Consider the following 19,803-nt stretch of genomic DNA (forward strand, 5'->3'; position numbering starts at 1 on the left):
GACCCTGGGTGAGCGTCAGGGCTCGCGAAGGGCCCCGGAGAGGGCCGTCAGGGGGCCGTCGGGGGCAGAACGAAGCCCCCGATCACGGGGGAACAACCGGGGGCTTCGTGTCCGCGGCGGCTCCGAAAAGCCGCACATTCAGAACGTAAGACCTGTACGGCCCTGGGGTCAAGCGGAGTTGAGGCACTTGCGAAAGCGGACTTTCGACCTCTCAGTTCACGGACATGAAGCCGTCACGGTACGTGATGATCTGGTCCGCGCCCGCTGTCACACCCGGACCGGGAAGCCAGTCGTAACCCGTGCGGCACTCCCGTACCAGGGTGTCCGCGTCGGGCCGGGAGGGGTCGTCGGCGAAATGGCGAGTCTCCGCCACGGTCCAGCCGTCCCAGAAAGCGGCCTGGTCCGGACCGTCCCGGTGGCGGCCCCGCGCCCAGGACTCCTCGGGGTCGCGCTCCATCCACAACAGCCAGGCCAGGAACGGCCGCACCGCCCGCCGTCCCGCGCCGACGCCCTCGACGATCACGACGGGGGCCGGGGGCAGTGTCCGCGCCTCCCCGAAGCGCCGCAGCACCCAGTCGTACGGGCGGTAGGACGCCGTCTCGCCGCGCGAGAGGGGGTCGAGGACCTGCTCGCGCAGCCGACCGGTCCACGCGAAGAGCTCCTCGTGCGTCGCGAGATCGTCGAGGTGGAGGACGGGGGCGTCGCCGAGGGCGGCGGAGAGACGGGCCGCGAGGGTGGACTTGCCGGAGCCGGCGTGCCCGTCGACCCCGATCAGCCGGACCGGTCCGCAGGAGGGCGGCAGCCGGAGCAGCGCGTGCGCCGCGCGGTCGAGGTCGTTCATGGGCCCAGGGTAGGGGAGCGGGGACCTTCGCAGGTCAGCAAGGTACGGCCGTCACCGGTCGAGACCAATATTGGTACGGCGACGCGGGGCGAAGTGCTGGCGGAGGCGCGCCGCGAGCCGCGATAGTGGGCCGCGCGACCCGGGGCCGGAGGTCCGGTCGCCCGTGGTTCCCGCCACCCGCTCGTCCACAGGTCCGTACGCCCACCGTTCTCGACTGGGGGTCACCGCCCATGACCAGCTCCACCCCGCGCAGAACCGTTCTCGCCGCGGCCCTCGCGGCCGCCGGAACGGCCGCCACGGCCGCACCCGCCGGCGCCGCACCGGCCTCCGCCTCCGTGGCACCCGCCTCCGCCGCCCGGGGCCACGCCCCCGAGCCCGGACTCGTCGACAACCGTTTCTGGTCCTCGTACACCGACTGGAGGTGCGGCAGCGCCGCCGGCACCCGGGCGGTCGCCGGGTACCGTCCCGGCCTGGTCCTCGCCGCGCCCGACGGACGCACCGACTACACCGACCCGCACACCGGACGGACCTCCGCCTGGGAGTACGCGAGCTGGACCTCGCCCGTCCACACCCCGACCGTGCCCGCCACCGAGGTCATCGCCTCCTGGAACGCCCACACACCGCCCGGCACCTGGCTCCAGGTCGAACTGTCCGGCACCTACACGGACGCCACCGCCACGCCCTGGTACGTCCTGGGCCGCTGGGCCTCCGGTGACGGCGACATCCGGCGCACCTCCGTCGACGACCAGACCGACGGCAGGAGCACCGTCTGGACCGACACCCTCGCGATCGACGACGCGGCGAGCGGGCTGCGGCTCGTCTCGTACCGGCTGCGCCTGACGCTGTACCGCACCCCGGGAAGCACCGTCACGCCGACGGTCTGGCGGCTGGGCGCGATGGCGTCGGACATCCCGCACCGCTTCACGGTCCCGGCCTCCGCGCCGGTCCCGGCCCCCGAGCTGATCGTGCCGCGCTACTCGCAGAACACCCACATCGGGCAGTACCCCGAGTACGACAACGGCGGCGAGGCCTGGTGCAGCCCGACCTCCTCCCAGATGATCGTCGAGTACTGGGGGCGCCGGCCGTCGGCGGAGGACCTGGCCTGGGTGAACCCGGACTTCGTGGACCCCCAGGTCTGCCACGCGGCCCGCCAGACCTACGACCACCAGTACGAGGGCTGCGGCAACTGGCCCTTCAACGCGGCCTACGCGGCGACGTACCCCGACATGAACGCGGTGGTCACCCGACTGAGCTCGCTCACCGAACTGGAGGACCTGGTCCGCGCCGGCATCCCGGCCATCACGTCCCAGTCCTTCCGCAAGGAGGAGCTGACCGGAGCCGGCTACGGCACCGCCGGCCACCTCATGACCGTCATCGGCTTCACGGAGAACGGCGACGTCATCGCCAACGACCCCGCCTCCCCGAACAACGAGGCCGTACGCCGCGTCTACCGACGGCGCGAGTGGGAGAACATCTGGCTCCGCACCAAGCGCTACGACGCGAACGGCAAGGTCAGAAGCGGTACGGGCGGTGTCTGCTACCTCTTCTGGCCGGTCAAGTCAGCACCAAGTCAGCGCCGCGCGCTGCAGTCGCTGGGCCTGGTGTGAGCATGTACGGCCCCACAGCCGTCTCGACGACCTGACGGCAGCGCTCCTGGCCGTCCTGAGTGAGGTGGCGCGGGCCCCGACGTCGAGCACCGCGAACTCACCCCGAGCCTCAAGGTGAAGCGGCCCGTCGTGGAGAGTGAGTACGCCGAGCTCGTCGAGGCGATGTACGAGGGCGCCCGCGAAGCATGACGTCCGCACGTCCGGTACGGCAGGTCCACAGCCGTACCGGACGTCCCGTTCCCTACGCGGCCGCGGCCTCCGGCGGCGGGGAGCTCACGGCCTCCGGGCGGTCTTCCTCCCGGACAACCGCCTCGATGACGCTGTGCCCACGCGTGGTGGCCATGCCCGGGTCGTCCCACACCCGCCGCAGCGCGAATCCCGCCGAGTCCAGAAGCTCCGTCCACTCGCTCTCCGTGCGCTCCCTGCCTCCGAGGACCACCAGCATGAGAAGGTCTCCCAGGACGCTGCGCAGATCCCCCTCGGCCGGCCTCAGCACGCTCTCCACGAGGATGAGCCGTCCATGGGCGGGCATGGCCTCCCGTACCTTCCGGAGGATCTTCCTGGCGTTCTCGTCGTCCCAGTCGTGCAGGACGCGGGACAGGATGTACACGTCCCCGCCGGTGGTGACCGTGTCGAAGAAGCTCGTCCCGACCAGAGTGCACCGGTCGGCGACGCCGGCGAGGTTCTCCTCGGCCTGCGAGACCGTCTCGGGCAGGTCCTGGACCACACCGCGCATTCCGGGGTGGCGCGCGAGTACGGAAGCCATGAGCCGCCCGTCGCCACCGCCGACGTCGACGACCGTGCCGCACGTCCCGAACTCGTAGCGCTCCAGCGCCGCAACCGCGGCCGGCATGGTGGCGCCCATGGCGCGGTTGAAGACGCGCGCTTCGTCGGGGTTGGCGGCGAGGAACTCGAAGTAGTTCATCCCGAGCGCCTTGTCGAAGGCCGGACGTCCGGTCCTGACGGTGTGCAGGACGTCCGCCCAGGCGCGGAAGACGGCGCCGCTCTGCAGGAGCACACCGTCGCGGAACCCGTCCGCCGCGTCCTGCCGGAGCGCCCGGCCCGCCGGCCGCAGCGTGAAGGACTTCCCGGGGTGCTCGGCCAGCATGCCGAGGGCGGTGAGCGCCCGGCAGAAGCGGTAGAGCGCGTCCTCGTCACTTTCGGTCGACTTCGCGATGTCCCCGATCTCCCGGGGATCGTCGCCCAGGAGATCGGCCAGGCCCAGGTGCGCGGCCACGTAGATCGTCTGCCCGATCCACGGGCCGGACGCGTGGTACATCGCCTGGAGATCGGGTTCCTTCGGGGCATCGGTCGGCATGCTCTCCTCCAAGGGAGTCGGCGGCTGTCCTGGCATGGCTCTGATCCGTGGCGGGCCGCCGACGCTCAGCCCTCGGCCCCGGGGAGTTCGGCGACGACGAGCAGGTAGCCGAGCTCCCACACCTCGATGAGCTCCGACAGGTCGAGATCGTCGGCCATGTCGGCGCCGAGCGTCTCGTCGATGTGCTGCTTGTCGTGCGCGATCCGCCGGGCGATTCCCTCCAGGGTCCGCTTCATCACCTGCTCGCTGATATCGGACACCTCGACCAGGCGCAGGCCCGCCGCGCGCACCAGCCGGGGGTAGTCGTCGATGGTGACCATGGGGCCCATGACCCAGTTCTCGTAGAACTTCTCCACGGCCGGCCGCTTCCGCTCCGGAATGGGGGCGCGCTCGAAGAAGTCGGTCAGCACGAGCCGACCGCCGGGCCGGAGGACCCGGGCCATCTCGCCGAGCACCCGGAGGCGGTCGGGCATGTGGATGATCGACTCCAGCGCCCATACGGCGTCGAAGGAGTCGTCCTCGAAGGGCAGGGCCGCGGCGTCCGCATACTGGAACGAGACACGGTCGGCGAGCCCCGCCGAGGAGGCCCGCGCCCCGGCCCGTTCGACCTGTTCGTGGCTGACGGTGATGCCGAGCACGTCACTGCCGGTCGCCCGGGCCAGGCGCATCGCGGGGGTGCCCATCCCGCAGCCGACGTCGAGGACCCGGTTCCCGCGCTCGGCCCTGAGCTTCTCGATCATCAGCTCGGTGAACCGCTCCTCGGCGCGTTCCAGGGACCAGGTGTCCGTGGGGGCGTCCCAGTAGCCGAAGTGCAGGTTGTGGTCGCCGGTGAAATTGTCCGACTCGAAGCCGGCCATCTGGTCGTAAAGCATTCCGACTCGATCAGAAGAATTGATTTCCGCAGAGGGCATGTGATTCTCCATTTCGCTTCTATTGAACGAGGAGCACAGTGGCCGCAGTATGGCCGGGTGGTCGCCGCGGATATTTCGAATCCGGCGGCTCCGTTTCCCTTTTGGCGTGCGGTTTCCGGTTGATCTTCCGTGTGTCGCAGGGAACGCTACCAAGCCGTCTGTCGATCGGGCAACAAATTCTTTCATCTCGTGGATATTTCGGTGTTTGTTTCGGTGGTCCACGGATGACATGTTCTCGGCTATTCATTTCACACCGTGGGCCCCGGTGGCTGGGGCGGGACGGAGCGCTGACGTTGACTCTCGATGCGGTCCGATGTCGCACTTTTGACCATTTCGCGCCATTTACTATGCAGTGGATGGCCTGTTCGTGTTGATTCCTGTCTCACATTGTGTGCCTTTGCCCGAGGCGCCCGGGTTGCACATCGCGGTTTCAGCCATATGTGGGTACCACTCGGCCATCGGGCTGGCGTGAAATCGGACGCGATGATTCACTCGTCAGGGCGATGGGGTGCGAGAAATGGCCCCCTGTCGGCCACCGGCTCAGCAGTCAGCACAACGGGTGTTTGACCGCTTAGGTCTGCGGATCCATCAAATGGGGGAGTAGTGCTGAAAACGGGGGTTCCCGGAGAGGTCTTCTCCGGTGACGAAAGGCCGGGGCGACGGCCGGCGGCCTTCGGTATCGAGCGTTGATCCGGCCGCCATCCGCGGTCGATGAATGACGCGTGAGTATCGGGCCGGGCCGGCGCGCGTCCCTTTCGTGAGTCAGCGTGCCGCACGGCCGTCCCGCTGGTCGCCACGCTGTCCTCGCGTCGGTCCATCCGCCCACCGCGCCCACCGCGCCCGACGGCACGCCTGACCGCGCCGGTTCCGGATCTTCCCACCGGCGCGGTCCCGCGAGGCCTGTCCGGTGCGGCCACGCTTCGCCGGACAGAGTCGACCGGCCTGCCCGGTGCGGCCATGCTTCGCCGGACAGAGCCGTCAGGCCTGCCGGGTGCCGCCATGCTCGCCGGACAGAGCCGTCCGGCCTGCCCTTCCTCCTCCGTGTGTCATCCGCGCGTCCATGTCAGAACACGTGATTCCTGCCCCAAGCCACGCTTAAGGAGAAAGATCGTGCCTGCCACCTCCACGCCGTCTCAGGATCCGGACCTCATGCAGCTGTACCACATGGGCGGTCCCTGGATCGGTCAGACCATGTACGTCGCCGCCGAGCTCGGCCTTGCCGACCACCTGGGCCCGGAGCCGAGGTCCATCGCGGAACTCGCCACCGTCACCGAGGCCGACGAGGACGTCCTGTACCGGTTCTGCCGCGTCCTCGCCTCCATGGGCGTGCTGCACGCCCACCCCGGCAAGCGCTTCTCGCTGACCGAGGCGGGTGGCATTCTGCGCAGCGACGCCCCCGGAGGCTTCCGCTACGGCGTCATGCTCCAGAGCGGTGCCTGCTTCCGCGCCTGGACCGAGGTGATGCACACGGTCCGCACCGGGAAGCCGGCCTTCGACAAGGTGCACGGCGCCGCGTACTACGACTACCTCGAAGCCAACCCGGCGGAGAACGAGCTGTTCAACCGGGCCATGGGCGTCACCTCCCTGGCTCCGGCCGTCGCCGCCCTCGAACGGTACGACTTCTCGGGCATCAAGCGCCTCGTCGACGTCGGCGGTGGGGTCGGCACCCTGCTGGCCGCCGTCCTCAAGATGAACCCGGGAATGACGGGCGTCGTCCAGGACCTCGCCACCGTGACCGCCGAAGCCCCCGCCCACCTCGCGGAACAGGGCGTCGAGGACCGCGTCGAGGTGGTCAGCGCGAGCTTCTTCGACTCCGTCGTGCCCGGCGCGGACGCCTACGTGCTCTCCCGGGTGCTCCACAACTGGAGCGACGCGGACTGCCTGAAGATCCTCGGCCGCATCCGGGAGGTGATGCCCCCGCACGCCAAGCTCATCGTCGTCGACAGCGTGGTCCCCGAAGAGGGCGGTCTGCACCCCAGCATGCTCGCCGACCTCTTCATGATGGTCATCCTCGGCGGCAAGGAGCGCACCGAGCAGGACTGGCGCGAACTCCTCGACGCGGCCGGCTTCCGCATGACCCAGGCGGTGCAGGCCGAGAACGCCGGCGGCACGCTCGTCCACGCTCTGGTCGAGGCGGTACGGCGCTGACGGTGACAGACCTCCGACGCCCTTCGTACGCGCCGAGGGCCGGGCAGAGCCCCCACACCCCTCCGCACAGCCCTGCGACAAGCGCGCACCGCACCGTCCGCACCGTCCGCACCGGAGAAGAGGTACTCGCATGGTGACCCGCAGAGCATTCATCCGCACGGGCGCGATGGCGACACTGGCAGCCGCGGGCATGTCGACCACACTGCCCGCCGTCCTGGCCCACGCCGCCGACCCGCCCAACTGGGCGCAGCTCCAGCAGCGTCTGAGCGGCACCCTCGTCCTGCCGTCCGATGCCGTGTACACCGCGGCCAAGCAGCTCTCCTGGACCGAGTTCGACACCTTGACGCCGGCGGCCATCGCGTACTGCCAGTCGGAAGGCGACGTGAGCGCCTGCCTGAAGTTCGCCCGGGCCAACGGAATCCCCGCCACCGCGCGCAGCGGCGGACACAGCTTTATGGGCTTCTCGCTGACCACGGGGCTCGTCATCGACGTCTCCCGGCTCAACGGCGTCACCGCCACCGGCAACAAGGTCACCATGGGCGGGGGAGCGCTCCAGATCGACACGGTCAGCGGACTGTCGGGGACGGGCCTCGCCCTGCCCGGCGGCCTCTTCCCGACCGTGGGTGCCGGCGGCTTCATCCAGGGCGGCGGCCTCGGGTGGCAGACGCGCTTCCTCGGCATGGCCTCCGACACCCTGGAGAGCGCTCGGGTCGTGTTGGCCGACGGCAGCGTCGTCGTCGCCTCGGCGGACTGCAACGCCGACCTCTTCTGGGCACTGCGCGGGGGCGGCGGCGGCAACTTCGGCATCGTCACGTCCTACCGGGCGGTCGCGACCGCGGTGCCCACGCTCTCGCGCTTCACCCTCAACTGGACCTGGGACCAGGCCGCGGACGTCCTGACGGCCTGGCAGCACTGGGCCATCGCGGCCCCGCGCGCCCTCAGCTCCGGGCCGGTCCTCGCGCTCTTCGACGCGGCGCCCGGCAACGTCCCCACGGTGGGCGTGTCCGGGGTGTGGCTGGGCGACCCCGCCCAGCTGACGCCCCACCTGGACACCCTGGTCGGGGAGGTCGGCCACGCCCCGACGGTCCGTACCGTGGTCGACTCCACCTATACGGACGGGATGCTCGCGCTGTACGGCTGTGCCGACCTGACGGTGCCGCAGTGTCATCTGCCGGGCACCACGGGGGAGGGCAAGATCAGGCGCTTCAACTGGTCTTTCGACCGGAGCCGTTTCTTCGGCGCCGCCATACCCGCGACGGGTGTCGACGCGCTGCTCGCCGCCTTCGACGCCGACCGGGTCGCCGGGCACTCCAGGTTCATCCGCACCCTCGCCCTCGGCGGCCGGGCGAACGACCCGCGCCGCACGGAGACCGCGTACGTCCACCGCGACACCGAGTTCGTGATGAGCATCGCCACGGGTCTGCCCACGTCAGCGCCGCCGGAGGCCGACCGGACCGTCGCCCGCAACTGGGCCGGCAGCGTCTTCGACGCGGTCAACCCCCATTCGAACGGCGAGAGTTACGTCAACTACCTCGACAAGGTCCTGCCGAACTGGGCCGACGCCTATTACAAGGAGAACCTGAACGGGCTGCGGGCCGTGAAGCGGCACTACGACCCGACCAACTTCTTCCGGTTCGCACAGAGCATCAGCTGACTTACCGCGGGTGGTCGGCCCAGCGCGTGGCCGGCCACCCGCGCGGCCGTAGTGGCAGGAACTAGCGTCCAGGAGAGTCGTGCAACGCATCTTGGTAGAACGTTGGTCGGAGTTACTCGTTCTCAACCGCACCGTCGACACCCTGTGCCAGGGGACCGGCGACCTCTTCATGATCGAAGGGGCCTGCGGCGTCGGCCGCACGGCCCTCCTGCTCGAACTCGAGAAGATGGCCTCCGCACGCCAGCTGACCGTCTGCACGGCTCGCTGCAGCACCATGGAGGCGGACTTCCCCTACGGAGTGATGCGCCAGCTCCTGGAGCCGCACCTCTCCACCCTGGCGGCGGACGGCACCGAAGCGGCACGATCCGCCGTCGATCTGCTGCGGACCATGGACTCCGACACCGGTGTGCACGACGTCCACGTCCTCCACGCGATGCTCGGGGCCATCCGCAGTCTCGCCGAACGCGCCCCGGTGGTCCTGGCCGTCGACGACCTGAACTTCTGCGACGAGCCGTCCCTGCACGCCCTCGCCTACGCCGCCCGGCGTCTGAAGGGGTGGCCCGTCGCGATCGTGGGCACGCGGCGGCGCGGTGAGCCGGTGACCGCGCCGGCCATGCTGGCGGCTCTCCAGGAAGCCGGCGGATGGACCGCGCTGCACCCCGCGCCGCTGACCGCGGCCGGTACGAGGGAACTGGTCGACGCGCTCCTCGGCCACACCCCCCTGTCGGTCGTCGAGGAGGTCCACGCGCTGACCGGGGGGAACCCGATGCTGCTCGACGCAGTCATCAGGGCCTCGACCGTGCCCCACCGGGAGTCCGCCGGAGCCGACTGGTCCATGGGAGCGCTGGAGAGCCTCGTCGGAAGCACGGTGCGGACCCGGCTCTCGCACCTGCCCGCCGAAGTGCCGCGCGTCGCCGAGACCATCGCCCTCCTGGAGGGGCGGGCCGACTCCGCGCTCACCGCCGAGGCCGCCGGCCTGCCGGAGCGGGAGGGCGCGGGCGGCCTGGCCGTGCTGGCCGGCATGGGCCTGCTGACCGACTCCGCGTATCCCTCCTACGTCCACCGCGTCGTGGGCAAGGCGCTGCGGAGGCTCCCGGAATCCGTGGTGCCGGAGTGTGTGCACCGCCGCGCCGCCGAGGGACTGCACCGACGCGGCGCGCCCTCGGCGGAGGTCGCCCGGCATCTGCTCCGTACCGGGCCGACCGGGACCGACTGGGCCCCCGAGCTGCTGCGCGCCGCGGCCATGGAGGCCGTGAACGAGCGCAAGGCGGAATGGGCGCGGACCCTGCTGCGGCGTGCCCTCGAGGAGTCCCTGCCGGACGAGACGCGCGACGGGATCCAGACCACTCTGGACTGCGTCGAACTGATCACCGACCCGCACGGCCTGGTGCCCCGGCTCCGGGCGCGGCTGGGCCGGGAGCCGGACCCGCACGCCCGGGTGCGTACCGTCCTCGCCTATGCCCAGGGGCTTCTGCTCACCCATCAGGTCGAGCAGTCCGCGGAGGCGCTGGAGGAGTGTCGCCTCGGCATCGCGGCGCTGCCGCCGTCCCGGTCGCGCGAAGCGCTGCTGCGTCAGATCGACAGCGCCGAGGCGATGACGGCGCTGTTCGGCGCGTCGGCGGCGACGCAGATCACCGATCTGCTCGCGAAGCTTCCCGAGTGGGGAACCGGCAGCCGGCTGCACCGGCTGTCCCTGGAGAGCCTCAAGGCCGCCATCGAGGTGCGGACCTCGGCGGACGCGGTGATCCAGGCCCTGGACGAGGCGCTCACGAGCCAGCTGCAGACGGGCCGGGAGTCGCTGTCCATGCCGTACACGCCGTTCACGCTGCTCTGGGCCGACCAGCTGGAACTCGTGGACCAGTGGTGCGACGCGATGTTGACCGGGCGGGGGTCGGTCAATCTGTCGACGACGGTCGTGGCGTTTGCTCTCCGGTCCGCCTCGCGGCTGGAGTCCGGGCGGCTGGCCGAGGCGGAACACGACGCCCGGCAGGCCCTGGAGGTGCTCGGCGAGCAGCAGGGCCCGGACCCGATGCAGTCCCTGGTGCTCGCGCCGCTGCTGAAGGTGCTGGTCGAACTCGACCGTGCCGAAGAGGCCATGACCTTGCTGGAGACCCGCGGTTGTGCGGGGGAGCTCCCCGATCTCTGGCCGTACACCATGGTTCTCGAGGCGCGTGGTCGGGTGAAGGGCGCCCGCGGCGACATCGAGGGAGCGCTGGAGGACCTGATGGAGAGCGGCCGGCGGATGGAGCTCTGGGGAACGGTCAATCCCGCCGTCTCACGGTGGCGCTCCGAGGCGGCTTTCATGCGCAACCGGCTGGGTGACGTCGAGGGTGCACTCCGGCTGGCGGAGGAGGAGCTGTACGCGGCCCGCCGGTGGGGCACCACGCGGGCGATCGGCGTGGCCCTGCGGGCCAAGGGCCTCATTCTCGGCGGCGAGGAAGGGGCGGCCGCGCTGGCCGAGGCCGTGGAGCTGCTCGGATCCGGCCCGGCCCGGCTGGAGGAGGCGTACGCGGAATCCGGACTCGGCATCGTGCAGCGGCGCGGGAACAACAGACGGGCGGCGAGGGAGTCGCTCCGGCGTGCCCTGGCGCGCGCCCAGCAGCTCGGCGCGGTACGTCTGGCCTCGCGGGTCCACGCGGAGCTGCTGGCCGCGGGGGGCCTGCCCAGGCGCTGCGAGCACTTCGGGGCCAAGGCGCTCACGGCGAGCGAGTACCGGGTGGCCCAGCTGGCCGCGGGCGGCCGGACCAACGGATCGATCGCCCGCGAGCTCTTCGTGACCAGGCGGACCGTCGAGACGCATCTGACCCGGGCCTACCGCAAGCTCGGGATCCAGAGCCGCTCCGAACTGGGCCGGGTGCTCCAGGCGTGATCCGGGGCCGGTGCGGCCGGCGGCCGGCGCGTGTCACGCGTCGGCCGTCACGCCTGCCGGGGGGCGCAGGCGTTGTCGTACTCCTGCCCGTTCTCGATACGGGCGACCGGGGTGCCGACGAGTCGGCCCAGGACGGTGTGCAGTGCCTGCCGGGCCGACGGCTCCAGGTCGGAGAGCAGGCTGTCCTCGATCGCCCGGACGTCGTCCCGCGCGGCGTCGAGGACGCGCCGGCCGGTGTCGGTCGCCTCGACGATGCGGGCCCGCCGGTCCGCCGGGTCGGGTCGGCGGGCGACCAGCCCGGCGGCTTCCAGCTCGTCGAGGACGAGGACGAGCTTGCTCTTGTCGACGGAGACGGCCTGGGCGAGGGCGAGCTGGCTCCTCGTGGGCGCGTCGACGATCGCCATCAGCACCGTGTAGCCCCACAGGGACAGGCCGTGCTCGCGTACGGCCGAGGCCTCCGCGGTGGCGAGGCCCTGCTTGAGCCGGGCGAAGAGCCAGTGCAGATCGCTGTGGAGCCGGCTGCCCGACGCCTGCTCGTCGGCGGGAGTGGTGAGGGACATGTCAGCAGAATAGCAAAGGACCAAAATCGTCTTGACTTGAGATTATCTTGGCTTACTCTGGTCAAGACTTCAGATCGTCTTGCTTGGAAGGGATCGTTGTGCCGCAGCTTTTGCATCTCGACGCCAGTGCCCGAAGCGACTCGTTCTCCAGGGAGCTCGGCGTCGCCTTCGTCGACCACTGGAAGGCAGCACACCCGGACGGGGGGTACACCTACCGCGACCTGGTGGCGGACCCGGTGCAGCCGATCGACGAGGCCCGCGTGAAGCTGTCCACCCAGTCGTCCCTGAACGGGGTCAAGGACCTCGCGGCCATGGACGAGGTGGCCGCCACGCCCGAGCTCGCCGAGGCGTGGGCCGCGACCCGCCCCCTCATCGAGGACCTCATCTCGGCGGACGTCCTGGTCATCGGGACGCCCATGTACAACTTCACCGTCCCGGGCGCCCTCAAGACCTGGATGGACCGGGTGACCCTGCCGTGGCTCCCGCTCGCCGGCAAGTCCGCCGTCATCCTGAGTGCCCGCGGCGGCGCGTACGGCCCGGGCACGCCGCGGGAGCAGTTCGACTTCCAGGAGCCCTTCCTCCGCGCCTACTTCTCGGTCCTCGGACTGGAGGACCTGGAGTTCGTGCACACCGAACTCACCCACGCGCCGGTCATGCCGTTCCTCGCGCAGTTCCGGGACGTCCACGAGGCGTCGCGCGAAGCCGCGCTCGACCGGGTCAAGGCCCTGGCCGCCCGCGTGCCCGCAGAGAACCCCGCCGCCTGAGACGCCGCAGCGGGCGGTGAGGGCCGCCCCGTCCGTCGCACGCGCACTTCCGCAGAACACGCACTTCGTAGGAGAGGACACCTCGCACGATGGATACCGCACTCAAGGACCGCGTGGTCCTGGTCACCGGCGCCTCGACCGGCATCGGCGCCGCGACCGCCCGGGCGTACGGTCAGGAGGGCGCCCGGGTCGCCATCACCTACCGCAACAACCCGGAGAAGGCCGAGAAGGTCGTCTCCGAGATCGAGGGCGCGGGAGGGCGGGCGCTCGCGGTCCGCCTCGACCTCGAAGACCTCGGCACCGTCGAGGAGGCCGTGAACACGGTCGTCGAGGAGTGGGGCGGGATCGACGTCCTCGTCGCCAACGCCGTGCGCTGGGGCGGCGACGGCCCGCCGGACCCGAGCATCCGCTTCGAGGACGTGCCTCTCGAGGAGTGGCAGGCCATGATCAGCGCCAACCTGATCGGAGCCGCCGCCCAGGTGCGTGCCGTCCTGCCGAGCATGCGCGCACGCGGCTGGGGCCGGATCGTGCTGATCTCCTCCAGCGTCGCCGAGGAGGGCCTGCCGGGCCCCGGCCCCTACGGGACGGCCAAGTCCGGACTCTACGGGCTCGCCCGTAGCCTCGCCTGGGAGGCGGGCAGGGACGGCATCCTCGTCAACGTGGTGGCCCCCGGCTTCACGCTGACCGACAGCCGTCCGCCCATTCCCACGTTCATCACCGACAAGCTCGCCGCCGGCACGCCCACGCGCCGTCTCTCCGACGCGGACGACGTCGCCAAGCTGGTGCTGTTCCTCGGCTCGGGAGCCAACGGCAACCTCACGGGTGAAGTCGTCCGTGACGGCTCGTCGGCCGCCCGCGCCCCCCACGTCGGTCCCTGACCCTGAAACACCCCTGAACCACCCCTGACCGGGGTTCCGTCCCGCCGTGGCGAGACGGAACCCCGGTCTTTTTCATGCCCGGACGACGCCCGCACCGCCCCGGACGGCGAGCCCGCACCGCCCCGGACCGCGAGCCTGCACCGAGTGACGACCACGACGGCACGGAGTGACGGAGATTGTGACGGTACTGCTCTGACGCCCCCGCACCGCCTCTCCCCGGAGGATGACTCATGAACGGGGCGGCCGAGGAGCCGCCCCGCAAGGGAGAGGAAGGGCAGCAGGACATGCAACCCCGAATCGCCATCATCTACTTCAGCTCGAGCGGGGTGATCTCGCAGGCCGCCGAGCACCTGGCGGAAGGGGCCACGGCACGGAACGCGGAAGTCCGCGTACGGGCCCTGGGCACGCAGAGCGAGTCCGCCGACCCCGATTCCCCGGCGCCGGCCGGACGGCCCGCCGCGCCGACACTCGACGACCTCGACTGGGCGGACGGGCTGCTGATCGGGACCCCGACGTGGTTCGGCAACATCGCGGCCCCGCTGAAGGCGTTCCTGGACACCACGAGCCCCCTGGCGCTGCACGGCCGGCTGGCCGACAAGCCCGTCACCGGGTTCACCAGCGCCTCGCTGCCCAACGGGGGCCAGGAAGCCGCGCTGCTCGCGCTGTATCACACGATGTTCCACTGGGGCTCGCTGATCGTCCCCACCGGATACACCCATCCCGTACTGCGCAGGATCGGCGGCAACCCCTACGGCCTGTCCCTGACGGCCCCGGACTCGGGCCGCCTGACGGCCGACCAGATCGAGGCGGCACGTTTCGTGGGCGACAGGATCGCCCGGCTGGCCGGGCGGCACGCCTCCGCCGGCCTGCCGTCCACCCGCGAGCTCTGGGCGTCCAACGCCCGCACCGGCCCCGCGGGGGCCCTCGCCGCCGTGGACTCCCGGCGCGCGTGAAACCCGAGCTCCCCCACCAATGAGGCGAGAGGCCCCGATGAACGCGAGAACACGAGTGGCAGTGGTCGGCGCAGGCTGGGCCGGCGGACTGCACCTGGAAGGATTCCGGCGCGCGGGCGCGGAACTGGTGGGCGTCTTCAGCCGCACCCGGAGCCGGGCCGAGCAGCTCGCGGCCCGCTACGACGTGCCGGTGGTCGCCGACAGCCTCGCCGCGCTCCTGCGCGAGGCACGGCCGGACGTGGTGTCCATCGCCTCGCCCCCGCCCGCCCACCACCGGCAGGTCATCGAGGCCGTCGAAGCGGGCTGTCACGTCCTGTGCGACAAGCCCGTGGCCATGACGGCGGCCGAGGCGGAGGAGATGCTCGCGGCGGCCGTCAAGCAGGGCGTCCACCACGCCACCGGCTTCATCTGGCGCGGCGACCCCGGCCTCTCCCGGATGCGGGACCTCCTGCGGGCCGGACACGTGGGCCGGCTGCGCGAAGTCCACAGCACCTGCGCACTCGGTGCGCCGCGCATGGCCATGAACTGGATCTACGACGAGTCGGCGGGCGGCGGCGGGCTCATGCAGCACGGCACCCACGTCATCGACCGTCTCCGCTGGCTGCTGGACGCGGAGTTCACCGCGCTGACCGGCCGGCTCCTGCACGACGTGCGCACCGCGCCGGTCGGCCCCGACTTCCACAACACCCTCGACGCCTTCGCCTGGGCCAGGGACAACCACGGCCGCGAGCCCGTCGGACTGCCGACCGCTGAGGTCACCGCCGACGTCGGCTACGACATCCTCGCCGAGCTGAGCACCGGCGTGCGGGTGCGGCTGTGGGAGTCCACCCACCTCACCGGACCGGCGGAGGAACAGATCACCGTCATCGGTGACGACGGCGCCCTGACCTGGGGCGGTACGGACGGGCTGACCTTCCAGCCCCTCGGCGGACCGGCGGAACGGCTCGCCGTGGACGGAACGTCAGGCTCCGGGGCCAACACGCGGCACGAAGTGGGCCTGCGCCGCTGGGAACGGCTCAGCACGGCCTTCCTCACGTCCATCCGGACCGGCATCCCGCAGGACCACCCCACCCTCGAGGACGGCTGGCACGTCGCACGCATCGTCGACGCCGTCAAACGCAGCCATACGACCCGACGCTGGGAGGAAGTGTGAGCGCGCAAGCACCCACGGTGCCGAGCAGTCACCTGAGAGTCATGTTCTTCCTGACGGTCGAGGAAGAGGCCCAGGGCCGCTTCCTCGCCGCCTACGACCGCATCTGCGCCGACGTGGCGAACGTCCCCGGACACCTCATGGACCAGGTGTGCCAGTCGCTGACCGACCCCCAGGAGTGGGTCATCACCAGCGAGTGGCGCAGCGCCGAGGACTTCCTCGCCTGGGAGGCGGGGGAGGGGCACCGGGAGCTGGCGATGCCGCTCGTCGCGGAGACCACCAGCCGCCGGTCGCTGCGCTTCACCGTGCGGCGCGAGACCCGGCAGAAGACCGGGATCCGATGAGCGGCCGGGGACGCGTCCTGATCGCGGGCGCCGGCATCGCGGGCCTCGCCACGGGCATCGCCCTGCGACAGGCCGGCTTCGACGTGACCGTCTTCGAGCGGGCCGGCGACCCCCTCGCCGCCGCGGGCTCGGCACTCGGCCTGCACCCGACGGCCGTACTGGCCCTGCGGTCCCTCGGCCTCGACGGCCCGGTCGTCGAGGCCGGCGCGGAGGTCCACCGGTGGGAGCTGCTGGACTGGCGCGGCGAGCGCATCGGCGGCTGGCCGCAGACCAAGGTCTCCGAGGCGTTCGGCGCGCCGAGCATCACCCTGCCGCGCGCCCGCCTCCACCAGGTTCTCCACGGGGCCTTTCCCGCCGGGGAGCTGCGCCGCGGAGCCACCGCGGTGGGGTACCGCGAGACCGACGCCGGAGTCGAGATCCTGCTCGCCGACGGAACACGCGAGAGCGGCGACCTGCTCATCGGGGCTGACGGCCTGCACTCGGCGATCCGGCGCCATATGCACGGGGACGCACCGCTGCGCGCGGCGGGCTTCACCGCCTGGCGGGCGGTCAGCGACGAAGTCCTCACCGATGACACCGTGCCCACGGCACGTCAGACACTCGGCGCCGGCGCCACCTTCGGCTCCTGGCCACTGCCGGGCGGACGCACGTACTGGGTCGCGACGCTCTCCGACGAGGCGCAGAAGGACGCGGGACTCGCCGACCGCCCGGAGGGCTCCGCCCACACGGCCGAGGAGCACGCCCTTCTCGCCGAGGCCTTCCGGACCGCGCAGTCCCCGGCCGCCGGGCTCGTCGAGGCGACGCCGTCGCACCGGGTCGTCCGCACGCCGATCGTCGACCGGCCGCCACACGCCGGCTGGTCCACCGCACGCACCCTGCTCATCGGCGACGCGGCCCACCCCATGGTGCCCACCACCGGCCAGGGAGGCGGGCAGGCGCTGCTGGACGCCGCGGCGCTCGGCCCCGTACTGGGCGGCGTCGACCTGCGCGAGCGGCACGCCCTCGGCGAGCGGCTCCACGCCTTCGAGGAGCAGCGCTTCCCGGCGGCCACCGGAGTCGCGCAGGCCGCATGGCACCTGGGTCGCCTCCACCACGAAAGAGACCCCGAACAGGTCGCGCTGCGCGACCGCCGTCTGCACGCCACCACCGAGGCCGAATGGCTCAGCCGCCAGGGGCTGGGCCCGGCATCCACCGCCGGCTCCAGGAGCGCCAGATGAACCGCTACGCACTCACCTTCACCGTGAAACCGGGAACCGAACCCGAGGTCGCCCGCATCCTGTCCGGCTACGGCCGTCCGGCAGCGGGGCAACGGCCGGGCGGTCCCGCACTGCTGCGCAGGACCTCCGTGTTCCTCGCCGGGAACCGGGTGATCCGGGTGATCGACGTCGACGGAAAGCTCAGCACCGTCATGGCGCACCTGGGAAGCCAGCCCATGATCAAGGCAGTCGAGGAGGCCCTCGACCCACACCTGGAGGAGCCCCGGGACCTGTCCGGAGCCGACGGAGCCCTCGCCTTCCTGCACCGGGCACTCCTCCCGGTCGTCCACGACCGGCACACCCCCGCCCACCTGCTGCCCGGCGGCCCCGAGGCCTCCGAGAACCGCGTCGGACTGCTCTACCCGGCCCGGCAGGGGCGGGGCGGCGAGCTCGCCGAACTCCTCACCGGCACCCGGGTGCTGCGCCCGGACGTCCCCACCACCCTCGCCCGCACCACGATCTTCCGGCGCGGAGACGTGGTCCTGCGCCTGGTCGAGGCGCAGGGCGACATCGAGGACGCCCTCGACCGGATCGCCGAGGCCGCCACCCGCCACGGCGGCGACAAACTGGCCGAGCTGATCGAGTCCACCGAGAACCTCGACGACAAGGACGGCTTCAGGGCCTTCCTTGACCGCATCTCCGCTCCCCTCCTCACGGACCGCCGGATCGGAGTGCCGGCATGAGCTCCGGAACCACCGCGGCCGTGCTCGGCCTGGGCGTCATGGGCGGCGGCATCGCCCGCCGCCTCCTGGACCGAGGGGTCTCGCTCACCGTGTGGAACCGCTCGCCGGAGCCCGCCGAAGCCCTCCGCGCGCTCGGCGCGACGGTGGCGCGGACTCCCGCCGAGGCGGCCCGCCACGCGGATGTCGTCCTCGTCTCCCTCGCCGACGGCGCGGCCACCGAACAGGTGCTGCTGGGCCCGGACGGCGTCCTCGGAGACGGCCCCATCGACGGGGTTCTCGCCTCGGCGAGCACGATCGCCCCGGATCTCCTGCGTGTCCTGCGCGAGCGTACGCCCACGGTGCTCGACCTGGGCCTGCTCGGCAACGGCGAGCACGCCAGGAACGGCGAACTGCGGGTCTACGCCGGAGGAACCGAGAAGGACCTGGCGCGGGCCCAGGACGTCCTCGACCTCATCGCCAAGCAGGTGGTGCACGTCGGCGGGCCGGGCGACGGCATGCGGCTGAAGCTGCTGATGAACGCCCTGATGGGCATCCAGGTACAGGCCATGGCCGAGGCGACCGCACTCGGCGAGGCGACCGGACTGCCGCGCCAGGCCGTGCTCGACGCCATCACGGTCAGCGGATTCGCCACGCCGGTCATGGGTTTCAAGGCCCGGCGGCTCGCCGCGGACCGCTACGACAAGCCCGACTTCCGCCTCCGGCTCATGGCCAAGGACCTCGGACTCGCGGTGGCCGAGGCGGACCGCACCGGCCTCCGTCTGCCCCTCGTCGAGAGCGCCCTGGCCACCCACGAGCAGGCCGTGCGCCGCGGCGACGGAGACCTGGACTGCGCCGCCGTCGGCCGCACCCTCACCGCTGCCGACGGGGAGGGGAGCAAGCCGTGACCATCGACGTGCACGGCCATCTCAGCCCGCCGGAGTCGCTGCGCAGATACCCCATGCCTCGCTCGCTCGGCGACGCGGAGGCGATGATCGAGACGAAGCTGGCCGCCGGCGTCGATCTGACGATCATCGGCAGCCCGGTCGGGGGCGGCGCGATGGTTCCCCTGCCGGGGGTCGACAACTACGCGCAGACCGAGGAGGAACTGGCCCGCTTCCACGACTGGCTCGGCGAGTTGGTCGCCCGCCACCCGAACCACCTGCGGGCCTACGTCTACGTGAACCCGTTCGGGGGCGACGCGCACCTCGCGGCCGTCCGCGCGCGGCTGGCCGACGACGAGTTCGTCGGACTCATCGCGAACAGCAGCGTCGCGGGCCGCTACCTCGACCACCCCGACGCCGCCGACTTCTTCGCCCTCGCCGCCGAGACCGAGGCCCCCGTGCTCCTGCACGCACCCGCCGCACCCGCCGCGGGCGCCGGACTCGCGGACCTCATGGCCGTGGAACAGCTCGGCCGGTTCGCCGACGTCACGATCGGCCTCGCCTGCTGCGTACTCGGCGGCTGGCTGGAGCGCCACCCCGGCCTGCGTCTCATCGGCCAGGGTGCGGGCGGCGCCCTCGCCCTGCTCGCGGAGAAGCTCGACCGTGCCTGGTCGCCCGAGCACTGGCAGCGGGGCCCCGGCCCGCGCCCCGGCCCCGGCGCCCCTCCGCTGCCCCGGCCGCCCAGCAGCTACCTCGGACGCCTCTGGGTGGACACCGCCACCCCGAGCACCGCGGCCGTCGAGCTCGCCCTGCGCGTCTTCGGCCCCGACAAGGTCCTGTACGGCACCGACTCCCCGCCCCTTCCCGGCACTTCCGTCACCGAAGGGCTCCGGCTCGTCGAGCGCCTCGACGTCCCCGAGACGGACCGGCAGGCCGTTCGCGAGGGGAACGCCCGCGCGCTGTTCGGCGCGAGCCTGCCGCGCCCGGTCCCGGCCGGCGCCTGACCG

At 71.8% G+C, this 19,803-nt stretch carries 17 protein-coding genes; 13 read left to right on the forward strand and 4 right to left on the reverse strand.

Features of this window, described 5'->3' with window-relative positions; translation table 11 throughout:
- Positions 1-211: 211 nt before the first annotated feature.
- Positions 212-841, reverse strand: coding sequence for a uridine kinase family protein (locus tag ACZ4VK_RS21750; protein ID WP_468354256.1), 630 nt, complete (start codon positions 839-841; stop codon positions 212-214).
- A 230-nt stretch (positions 842-1,071) separates the two neighbouring features.
- Here ACZ4VK_RS21750 and ACZ4VK_RS21755 point away from each other — a divergent pair, with 230 nt between their 5' ends.
- Positions 1,072-2,448, forward strand: a complete 1,377-nt coding sequence (locus tag ACZ4VK_RS21755) for a peptidase C39 family protein (RefSeq protein WP_468354258.1) — start codon at positions 1,072-1,074, stop codon at positions 2,446-2,448.
- A gap of 241 nt (positions 2,449-2,689) precedes the next feature.
- Here the strand turns inward: ACZ4VK_RS21755 and ACZ4VK_RS21760 are convergent, their stop codons facing one another.
- Complete coding sequence (locus ACZ4VK_RS21760; protein ID WP_468354260.1) at positions 2,690-3,766, reverse strand: methyltransferase; 1,077 nt, start codon at positions 3,764-3,766, stop codon at positions 2,690-2,692.
- Between the two features lie 65 nt (positions 3,767-3,831).
- Positions 3,832-4,638, reverse strand: coding sequence for a methyltransferase domain-containing protein (locus ACZ4VK_RS21765; protein ID WP_468354262.1), 807 nt, complete (start codon positions 4,636-4,638; stop codon positions 3,832-3,834).
- A 1,149-nt stretch (positions 4,639-5,787) separates the two neighbouring features.
- Between ACZ4VK_RS21765 and ACZ4VK_RS21770 the strand changes: the two genes are divergently transcribed.
- The 3 genes from ACZ4VK_RS21770 to ACZ4VK_RS21780 all read left to right on the forward strand — a co-directional run bounded on the left by ACZ4VK_RS21770 (position 5,788) and on the right by ACZ4VK_RS21780 (position 11,348).
- Positions 5,788-6,825 carry a methyltransferase gene (locus ACZ4VK_RS21770; protein WP_468354264.1) on the forward strand — a complete coding sequence of 346 codons (1,038 nt, stop codon included), beginning with the start codon at positions 5,788-5,790 and terminating at the stop codon, positions 6,823-6,825.
- 130 nt (positions 6,826-6,955) lie between these two features.
- On the forward strand, positions 6,956-8,479 hold the full coding sequence (locus tag ACZ4VK_RS21775) for an FAD-binding oxidoreductase (RefSeq protein WP_468354266.1): 1,524 nt from the start codon (positions 6,956-6,958) through the stop codon (positions 8,477-8,479).
- Between the two features lie 79 nt (positions 8,480-8,558).
- Positions 8,559-11,348 carry an AAA family ATPase gene (locus tag ACZ4VK_RS21780; RefSeq protein ID WP_468354268.1) on the forward strand — a complete coding sequence of 930 codons (2,790 nt, stop codon included), beginning with the start codon at positions 8,559-8,561 and terminating at the stop codon, positions 11,346-11,348.
- 47 nt (positions 11,349-11,395) lie between these two features.
- Here the strand turns inward: ACZ4VK_RS21780 and ACZ4VK_RS21785 are convergent, their stop codons facing one another.
- Positions 11,396-11,908, reverse strand: coding sequence for a MarR family winged helix-turn-helix transcriptional regulator (locus tag ACZ4VK_RS21785; protein WP_468354270.1), 513 nt, complete (start codon positions 11,906-11,908; stop codon positions 11,396-11,398).
- Positions 11,909-12,006: 98 nt separating this feature from the next.
- Between ACZ4VK_RS21785 and ACZ4VK_RS21790 the strand changes: the two genes are divergently transcribed.
- The 9 genes from ACZ4VK_RS21790 to ACZ4VK_RS21830 all read left to right on the forward strand — a co-directional run bounded on the left by ACZ4VK_RS21790 (position 12,007) and on the right by ACZ4VK_RS21830 (position 19,800).
- Positions 12,007-12,672 (forward strand): FMN-dependent NADH-azoreductase, encoded by a 666-nt coding sequence (locus tag ACZ4VK_RS21790; RefSeq protein WP_468354272.1) that lies wholly within the window; start codon positions 12,007-12,009, stop codon positions 12,670-12,672.
- A gap of 89 nt (positions 12,673-12,761) precedes the next feature.
- Entirely contained in the window at positions 12,762-13,550 is a 789-nt protein-coding gene (locus tag ACZ4VK_RS21795) for an SDR family NAD(P)-dependent oxidoreductase (RefSeq protein WP_468354274.1), read from the forward strand.
- Positions 13,551-13,780: 230 nt separating this feature from the next.
- Positions 13,781-14,503 (forward strand): flavodoxin family protein, encoded by a 723-nt coding sequence (locus ACZ4VK_RS21800; protein ID WP_468354276.1) that lies wholly within the window; start codon positions 13,781-13,783, stop codon positions 14,501-14,503.
- A 37-nt stretch (positions 14,504-14,540) separates the two neighbouring features.
- On the forward strand, positions 14,541-15,656 hold the full coding sequence (locus ACZ4VK_RS21805; protein WP_468354278.1) for a Gfo/Idh/MocA family protein: 1,116 nt from the start codon (positions 14,541-14,543) through the stop codon (positions 15,654-15,656).
- Between the two features lie 41 nt (positions 15,657-15,697).
- Positions 15,698-15,997: an antibiotic biosynthesis monooxygenase family protein gene (locus tag ACZ4VK_RS21810; protein WP_468354280.1), complete on the forward strand. Its 300-nt coding sequence runs from the start codon at positions 15,698-15,700 to the stop codon at positions 15,995-15,997.
- Positions 15,994-17,214: an FAD-dependent monooxygenase gene (locus ACZ4VK_RS21815; protein WP_468354282.1), complete on the forward strand. Its 1,221-nt coding sequence runs from the start codon at positions 15,994-15,996 to the stop codon at positions 17,212-17,214. The genes ACZ4VK_RS21810 and ACZ4VK_RS21815 overlap by 4 nt, the downstream gene beginning before the upstream one ends.
- A complete protein-coding gene (locus ACZ4VK_RS21820) occupies positions 17,211-17,936 on the forward strand; it encodes a SchA/CurD-like domain-containing protein (RefSeq protein WP_468354284.1) in 726 nt (241 codons plus the stop codon). Before ACZ4VK_RS21815 ends, ACZ4VK_RS21820 begins: the two co-directional genes overlap by 4 nt.
- Positions 17,933-18,820, forward strand: coding sequence for an NAD(P)-dependent oxidoreductase (locus ACZ4VK_RS21825; RefSeq protein WP_468354286.1), 888 nt, complete (start codon positions 17,933-17,935; stop codon positions 18,818-18,820). Before ACZ4VK_RS21820 ends, ACZ4VK_RS21825 begins: the two co-directional genes overlap by 4 nt.
- A complete protein-coding gene (locus ACZ4VK_RS21830; protein ID WP_468354288.1) occupies positions 18,817-19,800 on the forward strand; it encodes an amidohydrolase family protein in 984 nt (327 codons plus the stop codon). The genes ACZ4VK_RS21825 and ACZ4VK_RS21830 overlap by 4 nt, the downstream gene beginning before the upstream one ends.
- Positions 19,801-19,803 lie beyond the last annotated feature (3 nt).

It is taken from the genome of Streptomyces sp. NPDC028711 (assembly GCF_055565415.1).

Bases quoted from the DNA above. Each gene is read 5' to 3' on its own strand.
- ACZ4VK_RS21820 (WP_468354284.1), top strand. From the start codon at position 17,211: ATGAACCGCTACGCACTCACCTTCACCGTGAAACCGGGAACCGAACCC.
- ACZ4VK_RS21785 (WP_468354270.1), bottom strand. From the start codon at position 11,908: ATGTCCCTCACCACTCCCGCCGACGAGCAGGCGTCGGGCAGCCGGCTC.
- ACZ4VK_RS21800 (WP_468354276.1), top strand. From the start codon at position 13,781: ATGAACGGGGCGGCCGAGGAGCCGCCCCGCAAGGGAGAGGAAGGGCAG.
- ACZ4VK_RS21755 (WP_468354258.1), top strand. From the start codon at position 1,072: ATGACCAGCTCCACCCCGCGCAGAACCGTTCTCGCCGCGGCCCTCGCG.
- ACZ4VK_RS21805 (WP_468354278.1), top strand. From the start codon at position 14,541: ATGAACGCGAGAACACGAGTGGCAGTGGTCGGCGCAGGCTGGGCCGGC.
- ACZ4VK_RS21750 (WP_468354256.1), bottom strand. From the start codon at position 841: ATGAACGACCTCGACCGCGCGGCGCACGCGCTGCTCCGGCTGCCGCCC.
- ACZ4VK_RS21810 (WP_468354280.1), top strand. From the start codon at position 15,698: ATGTTCTTCCTGACGGTCGAGGAAGAGGCCCAGGGCCGCTTCCTCGCC.
- ACZ4VK_RS21775 (WP_468354266.1), top strand. From the start codon at position 6,956: ATGGTGACCCGCAGAGCATTCATCCGCACGGGCGCGATGGCGACACTG.
- ACZ4VK_RS21795 (WP_468354274.1), top strand. From the start codon at position 12,762: ATGGATACCGCACTCAAGGACCGCGTGGTCCTGGTCACCGGCGCCTCG.
- ACZ4VK_RS21825 (WP_468354286.1), top strand. From the start codon at position 17,933: ATGAGCTCCGGAACCACCGCGGCCGTGCTCGGCCTGGGCGTCATGGGC.
- ACZ4VK_RS21815 (WP_468354282.1), top strand. From the start codon at position 15,994: ATGAGCGGCCGGGGACGCGTCCTGATCGCGGGCGCCGGCATCGCGGGC.
- ACZ4VK_RS21760 (WP_468354260.1), bottom strand. From the start codon at position 3,766: ATGCCGACCGATGCCCCGAAGGAACCCGATCTCCAGGCGATGTACCAC.
- ACZ4VK_RS21765 (WP_468354262.1), bottom strand. From the start codon at position 4,638: ATGCTTTACGACCAGATGGCCGGCTTCGAGTCGGACAATTTCACCGGC.